This is a genomic window from Gimesia panareensis (genome assembly GCF_007748155.1).
In the GTDB taxonomy this organism is placed as follows: Bacteria; Planctomycetota; Planctomycetia; order Planctomycetales; family Planctomycetaceae; genus Gimesia; species Gimesia panareensis.
The window spans coordinates 2,368,817-2,384,406 of sequence record NZ_CP037421.1 but is presented as its reverse complement, the minus strand read 5'-3'; the positions used below and the strand labels follow the sequence as shown (position 1 = coordinate 2,384,406).

The 15,590-nt window shown below is 52.5% G+C and carries 10 protein-coding genes; 6 read left to right on the top strand and 4 right to left on the bottom strand.

Translation table 11 applies throughout. The features are described from left to right. Positions 1 to 21: 21 nt before the first annotated feature. The gene (locus Enr10x_RS08790; protein WP_145109114.1) at positions 22 to 1,704 is read right to left on the bottom strand and encodes an EF-hand domain-containing protein; all 1,683 of its coding nucleotides are present in this window, start codon (positions 1,702 to 1,704) and stop codon (positions 22 to 24) included. After that, positions 1,705 to 3,348 carry a DUF1549 and DUF1553 domain-containing protein gene (locus tag Enr10x_RS08785; protein WP_145448795.1) on the bottom strand — a complete coding sequence of 548 codons (1,644 nt, stop codon included), beginning with the start codon at positions 3,346 to 3,348 and terminating at the stop codon, positions 1,705 to 1,707. Positions 3,349 to 3,646: 298 nt separating this feature from the next. Here Enr10x_RS08785 and Enr10x_RS08780 point away from each other — a divergent pair, with 298 nt between their 5' ends. Both Enr10x_RS08780 and Enr10x_RS08775 read left to right on the top strand, forming a co-directional pair. Continuing rightward, entirely contained in the window at positions 3,647 to 3,847 is a 201-nt protein-coding gene (locus tag Enr10x_RS08780; protein ID WP_145448794.1) for a hypothetical protein, read from the top strand. A 155-nt stretch (positions 3,848 to 4,002) separates the two neighbouring features. Further along, a complete protein-coding gene (locus Enr10x_RS08775) occupies positions 4,003 to 8,253 on the top strand; it encodes an outer membrane protein assembly factor BamB family protein (RefSeq protein ID WP_197997542.1) in 4,251 nt (1,416 codons plus the stop codon). Between the two features lie 15 nt (positions 8,254 to 8,268). On the opposite strand, the gene recJ is transcribed toward Enr10x_RS08775, so the two are convergent. Further along, positions 8,269 to 10,032, bottom strand: coding sequence for a single-stranded-DNA-specific exonuclease RecJ (gene recJ / locus Enr10x_RS08770; protein ID WP_145109126.1), 1,764 nt, complete (start codon positions 10,030 to 10,032; stop codon positions 8,269 to 8,271). Between the two features lie 350 nt (positions 10,033 to 10,382). Here recJ and ilvN point away from each other — a divergent pair, with 350 nt between their 5' ends. The 3 genes from ilvN (at position 10,383) to Enr10x_RS08755 (ending at position 13,137) form a co-directional block, all read left to right on the top strand. Continuing rightward, a complete protein-coding gene (ilvN, locus tag Enr10x_RS08765) occupies positions 10,383 to 10,898 on the top strand; it encodes an acetolactate synthase small subunit (RefSeq protein ID WP_145109129.1) in 516 nt (171 codons plus the stop codon). A 171-nt stretch (positions 10,899 to 11,069) separates the two neighbouring features. After that, positions 11,070 to 12,074 (top strand): ketol-acid reductoisomerase, encoded by a 1,005-nt coding sequence (ilvC, locus tag Enr10x_RS08760; protein WP_145109132.1) that lies wholly within the window; start codon positions 11,070 to 11,072, stop codon positions 12,072 to 12,074. A 193-nt stretch (positions 12,075 to 12,267) separates the two neighbouring features. Continuing rightward, a complete protein-coding gene (locus Enr10x_RS08755; RefSeq protein WP_145109135.1) occupies positions 12,268 to 13,137 on the top strand; it encodes a radical SAM protein in 870 nt (289 codons plus the stop codon). A 50-nt stretch (positions 13,138 to 13,187) separates the two neighbouring features. Here Enr10x_RS08755 and Enr10x_RS08750 read toward each other — a convergent pair whose 3' ends face one another. Next, entirely contained in the window at positions 13,188 to 14,309 is a 1,122-nt protein-coding gene (locus Enr10x_RS08750; RefSeq protein ID WP_145448792.1) for a DUF4912 domain-containing protein, read from the bottom strand. 925 nt (positions 14,310 to 15,234) lie between these two features. Between Enr10x_RS08750 and Enr10x_RS30630 the strand changes: the two genes are divergently transcribed. Then, on the top strand, positions 15,235 to 15,552 hold the full coding sequence (locus Enr10x_RS30630) for an AtpZ/AtpI family protein (RefSeq protein WP_145109141.1): 318 nt from the start codon (positions 15,235 to 15,237) through the stop codon (positions 15,550 to 15,552). Positions 15,553 to 15,590: the final 38 nt, after the last annotated feature.

Here is a 15,590-nt window from a genome sequence, read left to right as displayed (position 1 = left end):
CGTCTGTTTTTAAAAGGTTAATTATTCCGAATCCACGGAGAGAGCCTCCGCTTCCTCAGCGCTGATCAGGTGATCCTGATTCTGATCCAGTTTTTTAAATGTGTTTGTATCGAACAGGAATTCCCGTTCGGAAATGTCGCCATCGCGGTTGCGATCCATGCGTTGAAACCAGCGTGGTCCAGAGACCGTACGGGGAATTGTACTGTTCTGGTTCATGGCCATGGAATCTTCCCGTGGATCAAACTGAAACAATTGCGGTTTACCGAGTTCCAGAGTCAGTTTGAAATGCCCCCGCAATTCTGCGGGATCCAGGGACTGGTCCCGATTGCCGTCATATTCTTTGACACGCTGGATGCTGTTTTTCAGTTCGCGTGGACTCAAACGCCGATCCAGGTTGGTATCCAGAATTTCAAACAGCGATTTACCATCATTGCTGACCGTCATTACCACCTGATTCTGAAGCTTGGAGGTCTTTTGAAGCAGAAAATCGGTCAGCTCTTCGACGTGCAGCATTTCGTCCTGATTCTGATCTACCTTTTTATAGTCGGCATCGGGAACGTTTAACTGCATGAACTCAGCGGGAGTGAGATAGCCGTTTTTATCGCCGTCAGCGACCCGAAAACGGGTCTGGTAAAAGCGAACACTGTCGGCCAGCATGTGTCGCGTACTCTTAACACGCAGTTCAAGCAACAGACTGTCGATTCTCAACTGTAACCGCGAACGGGACTGGGGATCCACATCGGTCACGCGCGGCGTCTGCTTCTGGATAAACTTCAGCGAGGGACGGAAGGCTTTTTTGCGGGGTAGCGATATTTCCAGCTGCAGATCGCAGACCGGTTGCTGCAGCCAGGCAAACATCTCCTCGCGATTCAGGAACCCATCTGCATCACGATCAAATCCCCGTATGCTTGCGGTCATTTCACCGGTGGTATTGAAGCAGGCCAGTGCCAGGGCATCCTGTTTGGGATTGGCATACTCCACATACTTTTTCAGTAATTCCTCAGCAGCCTGCCTGATGGAACTGTCATTGTCCAGGCGACGAAAAGGAGTCTCGGTTTCGCCGCGGGCCGCCTGTACCGTGATTCCATTTTGAGCAGCACTGAAAGGACGCAGTTCCGCCAGGTTCAAGACTTCGTCTTCATCGCGATCGTATTGAGCCAACGCCCGGGAACTTGCTTCAAATTCACTGTCGCTGACCGAGCCATCCCCATTGTGGTCCAGCTTGCGAAACAGTTCGATCACCTGGGATGAGCGTGTGGGGGCCCCAGCAATGCGAAACGCAGTCCCCTGTGCCCGGTGAATGTAGGCTGCAAACTCCGCCAGGCTTAATTTCTCATCGCGGGGAGCGACATCCAGCATCTGTAACCGTTCTGCCGGGCTCCCCTGATCAAATTTTCGAATGCCAAACGCCGGGACGTTTTCCATCTCTTTCAGGTCAATCAACTGATCCTCGTTCCGATCGAGCGAAACAAACAGACGTTCGATATAATCGGTGGTCGTGGCACAAAAATCGGCGTCGTCGACCAGGATTTTCAATTCGATCACGACCGGAGCTGACGGCGCCAGGAGCAGAATGTGCTGCGCAGACGCTTTCGGAGGAATCGCACCCTGCAATTCGCCCGCAGCACTGCCATTCACCGGGAACAGTCCCAGCACGGCTGTGATCAGGCAGTTACAGATTGTTTTGTTGTCTGCAGTCATCATTTAATGATTCAGTAAAAACTCGCTACTGTTTAACAGGGCCCAGAACAGGTTCGCGTACGCTTCTGTTTTCTCTTCACTCGAATTGATATAGGTTTTCAGTCTGTTCAACTCTGATTCGGTCGGCGGTCGGGAGAGTGTCGACAGATAGAAGGCTTCGATTTTCTGTTCGCTCGACTGTCCCGGGAATTCGACAATCGCGGTAAACACATCCGACTGTTCCAGGCTGGTGGCGTTGGTAATGAAGGTGCCGTTCATCAGAGCCAGGGCCTGCAGGATCGTGGCCCGTGGATCCAGCTGATTCTCTGAATCGGTTTGAAACAGATCCTGAATTTCCGCTTGGGGTGAATTCATACCTGGTGCAATCAGCTGCGGGTCTGTCTCTGCGGTTTGACGGAAGAAACCGGTCGCCTGTACCAGGTTGGCGAAGATCTGTTCTGCGGTCAGTCCCCGTGTCGGCATTTTACCATACCATTCCACACGAGACTGGCTGGGATCGGTCTGACGACTGGTAAGCTGGTAGGTCTCCGAATTCGTAATTTCACGAATCAGGTATTTCAGGTCATAGTCGTGTTTCTGAAACGCACGTGCCATCACTTCCAGGAGTTCCGGATGGGAGGCGGGATTGGTCGAGGAAAAATCGTCTACGGGATCCACAATTCCCCGTCCGAAAAACAGACTCCAGACCCGATTGGCTGTCGCCTTGGCGAAATAGGGGTTTTGTGCTGAGGTAATCCATTCCGACAGCCGTTGGCGGGGGCGGGACGGAGTTTCTTTCCAGTCGGGTTGCTTCCCGTTCAGATAGGTCGCTTCGACCAGCCGATTTGTATCGGGAATCTTAATCTCGGGCTTACCTGAGACCTCCCGCAAATTGGCCGGTGTCAAAAATGAATTTGGTTGAGGCTGGTCAATGTTGGCAAAAAAGGCTGCGAATTGCCAGAACTGATCCTGTTTCCAGGTGTCAAAGGGATGATCGTGACACTGGGCACACTCGATCCGCACCCCCAGGAATGCGCGAGAGGTACTGGCAGCCAGACTCTCCGGTTTGAGCTGCTTGACCAGGTAGAAGGCACGTGCAGTAGGCTCAGCTGCGGTTGTCTGCCCTGTCGTACGCGTAGTTTCATCAAAGGGAGCGCCGACGATGGCACGGACCAGCGCGTCATAGGATGTATCCTGCTGCAGCTGAGAGCGCAGCCAGGCTTCAAATTCAGGCACTTGCTGACGTGCCAGTGGATCGGTGCCTGCCTCCGGAATCAGGATATTCCGCCAGAGACTGGTAAAATGGACTACAAAACCGGGACTGGCCAGCAGTCGGTCAATCAGGCGTTCTCTTTTGTCGGGCACCGAGTCTGCCAGAAACTGACGCACCTCCGCCACGGGAGGAATTTTCCCGGTCAGATCCAGATAGACCCGCCGCATGAATTCCGCATCAGTGGAGCGTGGTGCTGCCTGGACCTGTTGCTGCTGTCGCGCCTGTGTAATCAATTGATCAATCTGGTGCGCCAGGCGGGGAGACCGGGAGTCAGTAGAGACCTCTTCTGCCGGGAGGGCTGTCGCGCAGGAAAACATCAGAATCAGACCTGCCAGCAGCAGGAAATTGTCCGCCCTCAAACCTCGGTTGTGCTTTTTATTATAGGCACTTAACACGGGTGCAGTCCTTTTAGAATTACGGACAACAGGTTGACTGAATCTGAAGAGAAATGATTGCCAGGAACAGGCACACTACATATAGTCAATTGTACAATCAGCTTGCAGCAATACAAGAGCGTTCCCGGTGCGGAACCCGGAACCGGTCTGATCAGAATTCGAAATATGAACGACGATCTTGAAATATTCCCAAATCGATCAGGAAATTTTGATAAATCCTTATTAGATTAGAGGCTGGAGCGATTCGTTTTTGCTCAGAAAATTTGAAATATTCCTGATTTTTCAGATGAAAGATTCCATGTTGCTCAAAACGGGTCTGCGACAGCAGATAAAAAAACATAAGGAAGACCTGCTGGTGATTGTCGGGGGAGCAGGCTTGTTCCTGTTTGGCTTTCTGGATCCGGGCCTGGGCTGGCTCTTTCAGGCTTCCGGCGTTCTCCTGTTTCTCTGGGGGTGTGCCACCCTGTATGTCAATGTAAAATCGGAAGAGCCGCAATAAGTCCATTTCCCGTTAACCACCCTGCCCTGCTGTTCTTTCACCATCAATCTACGAAAACGAACTCTATGACTCACCAAATCCATTGTTTTCGGATTCTGTTCTTTCTGGTGTTTTTGTTGACCAGTGCCACATGCGTAAAAGCAGGCAACTGGCCGATGTGGCGCTACAATGCCGGGCATACTGCATCGACCCCCGATTCGCTACCGGATCAGTTGACTCCCCTCTGGACCCGCAAATTCGGTCCCCGGAAACAGGTCTGGGACGATACCCTGAATAATGACCTGATGACTTACGACAAAGTGTTCGAGCCAGTCGTCTATGGCAGGCGGATGTTCGTGGGATTCAACGATGCCGATAAACTCGTCGCGCTCGACACTCGGACGGGCAAAACACTATGGACGTTCTTCACTGAGGGCCCAGTTCGCTTTTCTCCTGTCGCGACTGAAGATCGAGTGTACCTCGTCAGTGATGATGGTTATCTCTACTGCCTCAACAGCAGTGACGGAACGCTGGTCTGGAAATTCCGGGGCGCCCCCGCTGCGCAGAAAGCACTCGGGAATCAGCGTGTCATCTCGGCCTGGCCTGCCCGGGGGGGACCAGTTTTGTATGGAGATCAGATCTACTTTGCTGCCAGTATCTGGCCGTTTATGGGAACCTTCATCTATGCCCTGGATGCAGAAACGGGGAACGTGGTCTGGGTAAATGATTCAACGAGTGCCAGCTATATTAAACAGCCCCACAGTGCCCCATCCTTTGCCGGCGTGGCTCCCCAGGGGACGCTCGTCGCAACAGAAGACCTGCTGCTGGTGCCTGGCGGCCGTTCCGTCCCTGCCGCCCTGGATCGCAAGACAGGCGAAATGAAGTATTTTCATCTGGGAGGCAAAGGGAACGGCGGCTCGTTCGTGATTTCTGGTGAGAAAGAGTTTTACGTGCATACCCGCTACAAGGGCGTTCGCGCTTATAGCCTGGAGACCGGCTTACCCACCCTGTATGTGCACAACGAACCGGTTTTGCACGACGGGCAACTCTATTCAGCTGGCGTGAAAAATAAGCAGCCGGTTCTGGAAGCTTTCAATCAGCAGCATCAGGTACTCTGGTCACTTCCCGTCGATGGACAGGGGGATCTGATCCACGCCGGAAATCGTATTTATGCAGCTGGTGAAGCCAGTATTTCAGCCGTAAATCTGCCTGCCAGTGCAGAAGAAAAACCCACTCTTGCCTGGCAACAGCCGATCAATGGTCAGGTCGCCCGCTTACTGGCTGCTGACAATAAGCTCTTCGCGGTCACTCTGGAAGGTGAAATCATGGCTTTCGGTGTGCCCGGGGAACGGCAATTGCCGTCTCCAATAGAGCAGGCGACAGCCACACCACCGGCAGCTGATCCTGCTGTACTGAAAACCGTCAAAAGTTTACTGCAGCAGACCGAGGCCAGAACCGGGTATGCGATCTGCGTTGGGGGAGACGAACCTGCCGTCATAGATGCGCTCCTCGAAACGTCCGGTCTGCGACTCGTGGTTCTGGACCCTGACACAACACAAGTCGCTAAGTTGCGCAAACGTTACGACGAACGGGGGGAATATGGAACACGCCTCTCGGTGCACCAGGCAACTCCGCAAAGTTTCCAGGCGCCGCAGCATATCGCCCGCGTGACAATGATCAGTCCGGCGCAGACACAGTCGCTAACAGCAGAGACTTTGCAGCAGATTTATCGCTCAGTTCGCCCTTATGGCGGCGTGGTCTGGATTCCGGTTGCAGCAGAACAGGTTAAAGCGTTGCAGGAGAAGATCCGAGAAGCGGAGTTACCCAAAGCTGAAATCGTTACGAACTCAGCAGGCATCCTGATTCGGCGTGTGGGGGCCCTGCCCGATTCTGCTGACTGGACCCATCAGTATGGGGATATCGCGAACAGCGTCAAATCGAATGACAAGCGGGTCAAACTGCCACTAGGTGTGCTCTGGTTTGGAGGAAATACGCACGAAGATGTTCTGCCACGTCATGGGCATGGTCCTCCCGAACAGGTGATCGGCGGTCGCACTTTTCTGGAGGGGATGAACAGCCTCAGTGCCCGCGACGTCTATACGGGCGAAGTCCTCTGGCGGCGCGAATTTGAAGATCTGGGCACATTCGGGATCTATTTTAACTCAACCTATGCCGACACTCCACTCAGTACGCAATACAACCAGAAACATATCCCCGGTGCGAATGCTCGCGGCACAAACTATATCGCGACAGCAGAAGAGGTCTATCTCGCCATTGGCTCGGAATGCCATGTGCTGAATGCCGCTGATGGCAAGACGAAGCAGATCATCAAGCTCCCCGATCCGAAAAACGACTGGGCGTTCATCGCTGTGGATCAGAACATCCTGCTGGCCGGCAACGGGTTTGCTCATTACGGCAAACGTGTCCAGGAGAAACCGGGTAAAGACGGTCCGGCGGCGACGGACCTCTCTGCCAGTGGAGGACTGATTGCTTTCGACCGTCATTCAGGCGACAAACTCTGGCAGGTCGATGCCGTGCATTCGTTTCTGCATAACGGCATCGTCGCGGGACGCAATCGCCTGTATTGCCTCGACAAACTCCCGGCCAGTGCCGAGAAAAAACTGTCGCGTCGAGGGATGGCAGACCCTTCAAAGTATCGGATCATCTGCCTCGATCTGCAGACCGGAAAAGAACTCTGGTCGACCCGCGAGCATATCTTCGGATCCTGGCTGGGATATTCCGAGAAACACGATCTGCTGCTGGAAGCTGGTGCCCGGGCAAGCGACCGGCTCAGCGACGAAGTCGGACAGGGCATGATTGCTTATCGTGCCGAGGATGGCAGTGTTCTCTGGCAGAAAAAGGATCAGAAATATACGGGTCCCTTAGTGCTGCACAATGATCTGATCATCACCTCGGCAAATTCCTATCAGGTTTCGGGCGGAGCCTTCCATATCAGGGATGGCAGTCCCTACACGATTACCAATCCGATCACTCGCGAGAAAGAACCGCTCAAGTTTTCCCGGACTTATGGCTGCAATTACGTCATCGCCAGCGAGAACCTGTTGACGTTCCGCTCCGGCGCTGCGGGCTTTTACGATCTGGCAACAAAGAGTGGGACCGGGAATTTTGGTGGTTTTAAATCGAGCTGTACGTCGAACCTGGTCGTGGCCAACGGAGTGCTCAATGCGCCGGATTACACGCGAACCTGCAGTTGCTCTTACCAGAATCAGACTTCACTGGCACTGATCCATATGCCGGAAATTGAAGTCTGGACTAACAGCCAGCTGAGTGATGCAGCAGAGTCGACCGGCATCGTCAAACAGGCGGGGATCAACTTCGGTGCCCCCGGCGACCGCAAATCGGATTCAGGTACTCTCTGGCTGGATTATCCCAGCGTGGGCGGGGAATCACCGGATTTAGAAGTCAAAATCGCCAACAAACAGTATCGTACCTTTCGGCGGCATGCCCTCAAAATCAGAGACAGCAATTCGAGTCCTGGCTTAAGCTGGGTCGCTGCATCCGGTATTGAGGATCCGCAGAAAATCACAATCGCGATCCACCAGCAGACGTCTGCTGACAGCACGGGGGGCATCCCCGTGGCCAGTGTTGATGACTATGCCGAAGAAGCCCCCCAGGGGAAAGTGAGTATGAACAGCAGCGATCTGGAACTGGGCCTGGATGGGAACGATCCCCAGGTTGTAGCCATTCGTTTTACCGACATTCCGCTGTCTCGCGCAGACGAACTGGAAGCAGCCTTCATTCAATTCACCGTGGATGAAACCGGCAAGAAGGACTGCCGACTGAAGATCCAGGGCGAACTGGCAGCCGATTCCAAACCGCTGGCAGAAACAAAGCAGAATCTCTCTTCTCGCAAGCGAACACACGCGACCGTGGAATGGGCTCCCCCGGCCTGGACGAAAGTGGATGCGGCAGGCGAGGCACAACGGACTCCCGATCTGAAGCCAATCCTGGATGAGATTCGCCAGCAACCCGGCTGGAAACCGGGGAATCAACTCACTTTTCTAATTACGGGCACCGGCACACGTACGGCCCGTTCTTATCGAGGAGCCAGTTCTGGATCGGCTCGATTGATTCTCAAGAAGAAAGAGACACAAACGGAGAACCACGCTGAGACTGTTACAGCGAAAGTGAATCAGAATGCCCGACGTTATACGGTCCGATTGACCTTCACTGAACCGAATCGGAAACTGAAACCGGGCGACCGGAAGTTTGATGTCCTCCTGCAGGGAGAACGTGTATTGCAGGACTTCGATATCCTGGCGGAGACCGGTCAGCCTATGCAGAGTCTGATCAAGGAATTTCCTGGCATCCAGGTGACGGACCAGCTGGTGCTGGAATTCAACTCCGCTGTCGGTTCCAACACGGCACCGTTAATTTCAGGCATCGAGTTGATCAGCGAAAACTGAGAATAAGGACCTGAGTCAGGAAGTGACAGGCGCGTCAGCTTGTTCGGAAATCCAGTCTTTGAGGTGCAGTTGCACACTTTCAAAGCCCCGGAACCGATTGATGCCGGGGGCGAAGCTGATAGAGAACGGTCCCCCCGCCTCTTCCATCTGGCTCGCCCACTCGCCTTTGCCGAAGGCAATCGCGCGAATGCGGGTCTTGTGCTGCTGGAAGACCAGTGAGAGATGCCGGCCCCCTTCTCCCATCGTTTTGGGAGGCTCAGCCAGTTCTACGCGAGTGGCTACAAATTGCGGACGCGGATTCTCCTGTCCGAACGGCCCCAGGCAATCCAGCTCCAGAACCGCCTGCTTGGTGATTTCATTCAGACAGACTTCGGCGTCAATCCGCACCAGCAGATCATCGTCGGAGGGCGGAGGTGCATTGGCCGCGTATTCTGCAAAAGCCTGGCGGAAATCTTCGATTTTGTCTTCTTCAATTCGCAGGCCGGCGGCTGCCTGATGTCCCCCGAAGCGAATCAGGTGATCGGCACAGGCTGAGAAACCGGCATGCAGATCAAAACCAGCGAAGGATCGGGCGGAACCCTGACCGGTTTTGGAGGTCGCTTCGAGGGCGATCAAAACGGTGGGTTTCTCAAAATGTTCGGCCACCCGGTTGGCGACAATGCCGATCACTCCGGGATGCCAGTCCGGATGGGCCAGCACCAGGGTCTGGTGCTCCTGCCAGTCGGCATGCTCTTCGACCATCTCCTTGGCCTGCTTCAAAATCCGGCGTTCGACGGTTCTCCGGTTTTTGTTGAGTTCATCCAGGTAGAGCGCCAGCTGGACCGCCCGTTCCCGATTGTTGGTTGTCAGCAGTTCCACAGCCAGTCTGGCCTGCCCTAAGCGCCCGGCTGCATTCAGGCGCGGGGCGATTGCAAATCCGATGTCTTCGGTATCGAGGGGCTGACCGGTTTTGATTTCGGCGACCTTCATCAGTTCCTGCAGTCCCAGCGGTGCCAGTTCTGCGAGTGCGCCCAGCCCGTAACGGACAATAATCCGGTTTTCGCCGGTCAGGGGCATCACATCCGCAATCGTCCCGATCGCCGCCAGCCCTACGGCGCATTTGAGGTACTCACGCATCTGCGGAGAAGCTTTCTGCCCGTCTCCCAGTTTCTGACAGATGGCCCAGGCCAGCTTTAGAGCAACACCGGCACCACACAGGTGGGGGAATTCGTATTCGCTGCCCGGAAGACGAGGATGGACCAGACAATCGGCGTCAGGCAGTTCTTCGCTCATCTGGTGGTGATCGGTAATAATCAGTTCCAGCCCCAGTTCTTTGGCGAGAGCGGCCTCTTTGACACTGGTGATACCACAGTCGACCGTGATCAGCAGTCGCTGGGGATCTTCCTCGTGCAGTTCGCGGATGGCATCGCAATTCAGGCCGTAACCATCATCCAGGCGATTGGGGATGAAATAATCACATTGACCGTTGGCCAGGGTAATGCACTGCAGCAGAATACTGGTCGCGGTCATACCGTCGACGTCGTAATCGCCATAGATGGTGATCCGCCGTTTGGCCTGCAGGGCGGCGATGACTCGATCGGCGGCCTGTTCAATGCCGGGCATGGAACAGGGGTCGAGCAGCTCGTTCATGCGGGCGTTGATAAAACCCCGGGCTACGGAAGCATCCCGGAGGCCACGGGCGATCAGTACCTGGGCCAGGAGTGGGGAGATCCGCATTTCCGAACTGAGGCGGCGTATCTGTGATTCATCGTGGGGGGCAAATCGCCAGTTTTGAGTCATCCGTGCTCTCGTTCTTTTCGTGAAGGATCGGTATTTGGCTGAGGGTCGGTGATTTATTAAAACAGAGTCCGCGCCGGCTGTCAAAACTTCCCGATCCACTAATGGCCGCTAATGGTCAAATTACGCGACTCTGAGGAGTTTTTGCCCTGAATGAACCCAATCTGCCTGAAAACTGTCTGGTCCAGCAGTCTGACGGGAGCATAATCGGTCTAATCGTCCTGATCATAAGCTGAGTCTGAGAGTTCTCGAGTGCAGGACTTGCCGGGACTCACTGCCGCGACTAGACTGTATGCTTCAATCACTTTTCACGTAATTTGAGTTTCTGATTGTACACGGATTAAGGTTTTGGGATGAAACACATTCTTTCTGCTCTGGTCATGAATCAACCGGGTGTCCTGGCCCAGATTTCAGGCATGCTGGCCTCGCGCTCCTTTAATATCGAGAGCCTGGCTGTCGGTGAAACCGAAGAACCCGAATTTTCCCGAATTACCTTTGTCGTCGGTGATTACAACAAGCTGGATCAGGTCAGAAAACAGCTGGAAAAGCTGGTGACTGTGGTGAAAGTCGTTGACTTTTCCCGTCAGGATTATGTCGAACGCGACCTGATGCTGATGAAAGTGGCCACTCCCGGAAAAACCCGGTCAGAAATTCGCGAATTAGTCGACATTTTCCGTGCGAAAATCGTTGACGTCAGCGCTGAAAACGTAATGATCGAGATCTCCGGTCAGGAATCTAAGATCAATGCATTTATTGACGTGATGAGACCGTTTGGGATTCTCGAGATCGTACGTACAGGTCGCATTGCCCTGTTACGCTCTGAAACAGTTAAAGCAGACGTCTCTTCCGAAACTGTGGAAACCGTTTAAGAATCCAACGCGAACAAACAGAAAAGTGAATCACGGTTGTTTTGTTCTCTCTGAGCAGCCCGTTGTCTTCTGAATCCCATTCAAAACAACGTTTGTCTGTTCAAGTTCCCTTTTAGAAGCGGATCCGGTTCTGCTTCTGTCCGACTTACATCAATACAAGAGATCAGGATTATGGCAGTAACTATTTATTACGATGACGATGCAGATTTGTCGCTGTTGAAAGACAAAACCATTGCCATCCTCGGCTACGGAAGCCAGGGGCATGCTCAAGCACAAAACCTTCGCGACAGTGGCTGTAACGTCATTATTGGACAGCGTAAAGGGAGTGAAAACTACGATCTGGCTGTGAGCCATGGATTCGAGCCGGTCTCGATTGCAGAAGCCACCAAACAGGGTGACCTGGTCAACATCCTGCTCCCCGACGAAGTACAGGGCGATCTCTACAAAAGCGAAATTCTGCCGAACCTGAGCAAGGGCAACCTGCTGCTCTGCTCGCACGGTTTCAACATTCACTTCAACCAGGTTGTTCCGCCCGCCGGCGTTGATGCAGCCCTGGTCGCCCCCAAAGGTCCCGGCCACCTGGTACGCAGCGAATATGTCAAAGGGGGCGGTGTTCCCTCGCTGATCGCCCTGGTTGAAGGGGCTTCTGAAAGCACCCGTCAACTGGCCCTGGCCTACGCCAAGGGGATCGGCGGTACCCGTGGTGGTGTGATTGAAACCTCATTTGCTGAAGAAACCGAAACCGACCTGTTCGGTGAGCAGGTTGTGCTCTGTGGTGGCGTCAGCGAACTGGTCAAAGCCGGTTTTGATACCCTGGTGGAAGCCGGTTATCAGCCCGAAATGGCCTACTTCGAATGTATGCACGAACTGAAGCTGATCGTCGACCTGTTCTACCAGGGTGGTCTGAACTACATGCGGTACAGTGTTTCCAACACTGCTGAATATGGTGACTACTCCAGCGGTCCCCGGATCATCACGGACGAAACCCGCAAGGAAATGAAGAAGATTCTGGAAGAGATCCAGACCGGTGAATTCGCAAAGAACTGGTTGCTGGAAAACAAAGCCAACCAGGCTTCCTTCAAAGCGATTCGTCGCCTGAACCGGCAGCATCCGATCGAAGCTGTAGGTAAAGAACTGCGGCGGATGATGAGCTGGATTGACTCCAAAGAGGTCTAATCCAGGGTAGCTCATCACTGAGTAACAAACCAACGCGGCGGGAACGGATCTCTGTTCCCGCCGCGTTTTTTATTGACTGTCCTGCATGATACTTACTGGTCACAAGGTGATAACTTTGCAGCCGCCTCTTGTCTTTCAGGAGGACGCGTCATATAAAAATGATAGAACCACTTAATCATTCGGAACCTGAAACATGACCTCTTCACTTCCCCTGCACTCCCAGCATCAGCGGACTTATCACGAAAATAAGTTCGTCTACCCGGTCTTATCCCGGCGGAGTAAGGGCATTTCCATCGGCGTGAATCTGAATCCGGACAAGATCTGCAATTTTGACTGTATTTATTGTCAGGTAGATCGCCGCGAAGAGTCCGAAACCCGTTTTGTGGGGACAGAGCAGTTGCTGCTGGAACTGGACCACATGCTCAAGTTTGTTCTCAGTGGTGAAATCTACGCGGATGAAAAGTTCAAATCCGTGCCTGAGGAATTAAGGCGGTTGAATGACATCGCGTTTTCAGGCGATGGTGAGCCCACGACCTATAAGAATTTCGACCAGATCGTGGCTGCAGTGGCAGAGCTCAAACGTAAGCATGGTGCGGATGATGTCAAACTGGTGCTGATCAGCAATGCGAGCATGTTTCACCGTCCGGGGACGCAGGCTGCGTTGAAGATTTTCGATGAGAATCAGGGAGAGGTCTGGGCCAAGCTGGATGCGGGAACGGAAGACTATTTTAAACTGATCGACCGCACCAAAATTCGCTTCTCACAGATCCTGGAGAACATCACGGAGGCTGCCAGACAGCGTCCGATTGTCATTCAGAGCCTGTTCATGCTTGTGGATCAGCAGCCACCTGATGCTGCAGAAATCGACGCTTATTGCGCGCGTCTGAAAGAAATTGTGACTGCGGGGGGACAGATCAAGCTGGTACAGGTTTATACGATCGCCCGCAGGACGGCGGAAGACTATGTTGCTTCACTCAAGTCAGCACAGGTCGACGAAATCGCCCGCAAAGTGCGCGAAAAGACCGGGTTGGCCACCGAGGTCTATTACGGCAACGCCGACTGACAGAGAAGCGCCCTCTGTCAGTCATCTGGCGATGCGAGCGCCTAGTTCAGTTATTCGTCGAGTTGAACGGGTTCCAGGTCTTTGGTATTCCGTTCAATTGCCAGGACAATCGTCTGCTGACGTCGTTTATTGGAAGAGGTGTTCACAGCGGGAATCACCTGGCGACCATTGGGCAGGCTTAACCGCAGGGCAAATCGCCCTTCCTTACTGACGGGAATTTTTTCGCCGAGCAGGGTGACTTCTGCCTGAGGATCGGAAGTACCATGAATGAGCAGTTCCGTTTCAACATGGAATTCCTTCTTTTTCGCCTGTTTAGTGCGAGAACCATTCGTTTCGCCGCTGGGATCCAGGGTCAAAGGCAGTGAAAGTCGAGTCAGAGCACCATTGCCGTTTTCCGTACGAGAGGTATACCGACGGGAACGGGTTGCCGAATAGTTGTTATCCAGCCGCCGTTTGATCTTACCACTCTTATCACACACTTCCGGCATGGGGGGAGTCAGTTTGTGCGAGTAAACCAGACCGAAAAACTTGTTTTGTGGAGTGACAAAACCAAGTTGTAATTTGTAAGAACGGGCAGGCTGATCGATCTGCACGTACCACAGCCCCGAATCAATTTTTACTTCGACATCTTTAACATACGCTTTACTGGTGCGGCTGTTTTCATTTGTGGTAATGTCATAGACACGAATCACGGGTACTGCCTGGTACCAGTAAGCACCCAGAGCTGCTTTCGCGCGATCCAGGCTGGATTGAGTAATCGTCCAATTCGCAAGTAACCAGTGGGAGTCTTTGACCTGGGCGGTCAGTTTAGTCTCAACCGATTCTGAAGTAGGAAGCATTTTCTCGTTGTGAGAACACTGCCCGTTCGATTTTAGCAGCTTTTGAATGCGTGCCTGATGCTCGGTGGGAGTTTGAGTGGAAGAGCTTTGAGAAGGATAAGCCGGAACCGCTGCTGGTCTCGGAGAAGATGATGAAGAGGGAGAAGTTGGTTTTTTGCCGTTAGAATTGGTTTTGCGTTTGGGCTTGGATTTGGCCATCTTGATTTTGGCAATGGCTTTGACCAGTTCCTGCTTTCGCATACCGTGCCAGCCGGCAATTCCATGTGATTTGGCAGTTGCTGCTAAATCGCGACGAGTTTGACTCTCGAGGGACTTTAGAATCGTTGGGGACATTAGGAATGACTCCCAAATATCAACCAAGACGCTGGTCGGCGTCCTGATTATGCTCTTAGTCTTCCATGACACTCAGGATCAATATAAAGCACTCTGCCCCGTTCCAACACATTCTTACAGCCGCAGAAGTTAATAATCCATTGATTCTAACGGCCCGAACGTTATGAACACCTTGTAAACGTCAAATCAAAATTTCGACCAGGACGCTACTCTCCCCAGAACAGAAAGCCACTAGTAGTAATTCTCAATTTCAGGAACTGGTTCAGAATCGAAGTTGATCTCCAGCAGTTCCTTACACTTCTTGTCTGCACGTTCAGACAGTCTCAAATGGTCTTGTTCATTGAGGTAAAACCAGATTTACCAGCTTGTGAATCAAGTTTGAAAATGGACTGAAACGCGATAAGACACATGAATCATGCTTGAAGCGTGAGATCACTTTTAACACGGGTGTTGATAAAAAGCAACTATCGCAGCGTTTCCAATTATATAAAATCTTATCCAGACAAATGCTATCTCTTATTATTCCAACAAGTTACAAATTTAGCCTCATCAAAAATTCATGTCAGCAGTTCAACTCGGTACTGGTGGCTGCTTAAGTGGTCATTCGCATCCCTGCAGTCAAAACACTCAAACCCTCATGAGAATTTCTTCACATCGTTTAAGTAATCATTAAGTGAGGTGAACATCTTCAATTCGATTCTGTTTGATGAATCAGCTCTCTATTCTTATGACTAATAGACCCCCTGGATCCAGAATTCCATTTTTGAGAAAACCAGTATTCGCATAAATCAGGTTGCAGATACTTTGACTCCCGGAGGACATGTCTTTACATTCTGGACTAGTCAGTTTGAACTCGCCATAAAGTGAATGCTGACTCTGACATGATCTACTGTTTTTGATACATCATCGAAAGCAAGCCCCCCCCATGCCTCAACCGGATCGGCGGACTCATTCTACTCTTGTAGAAGCCCATCAATGGGTCAGCCGATTGATTACAGTAAGTCTGGAAATGGCTTTGCCTGCGTTTCTAGGTCACTGGCTGGACGAGAAATGGAACACATCGCCCTGGCTGACTGCCGTTGGTGCACTGCTGGGTTTTGTCTGTGGGATGGCTCATTTGCTACAAATGGCTAAAGAAGCCGAGCGTAAGGAACGAAAGAAAAGAGATCAGTCGACTGACCAGAGGAACTCAAATCACGGGAATGATCATCAGTCCGCAACAGACTCTCAACCGGAAAACTGATCCTCTTACTAATCGCCATAAATTAACCGCCAACACTT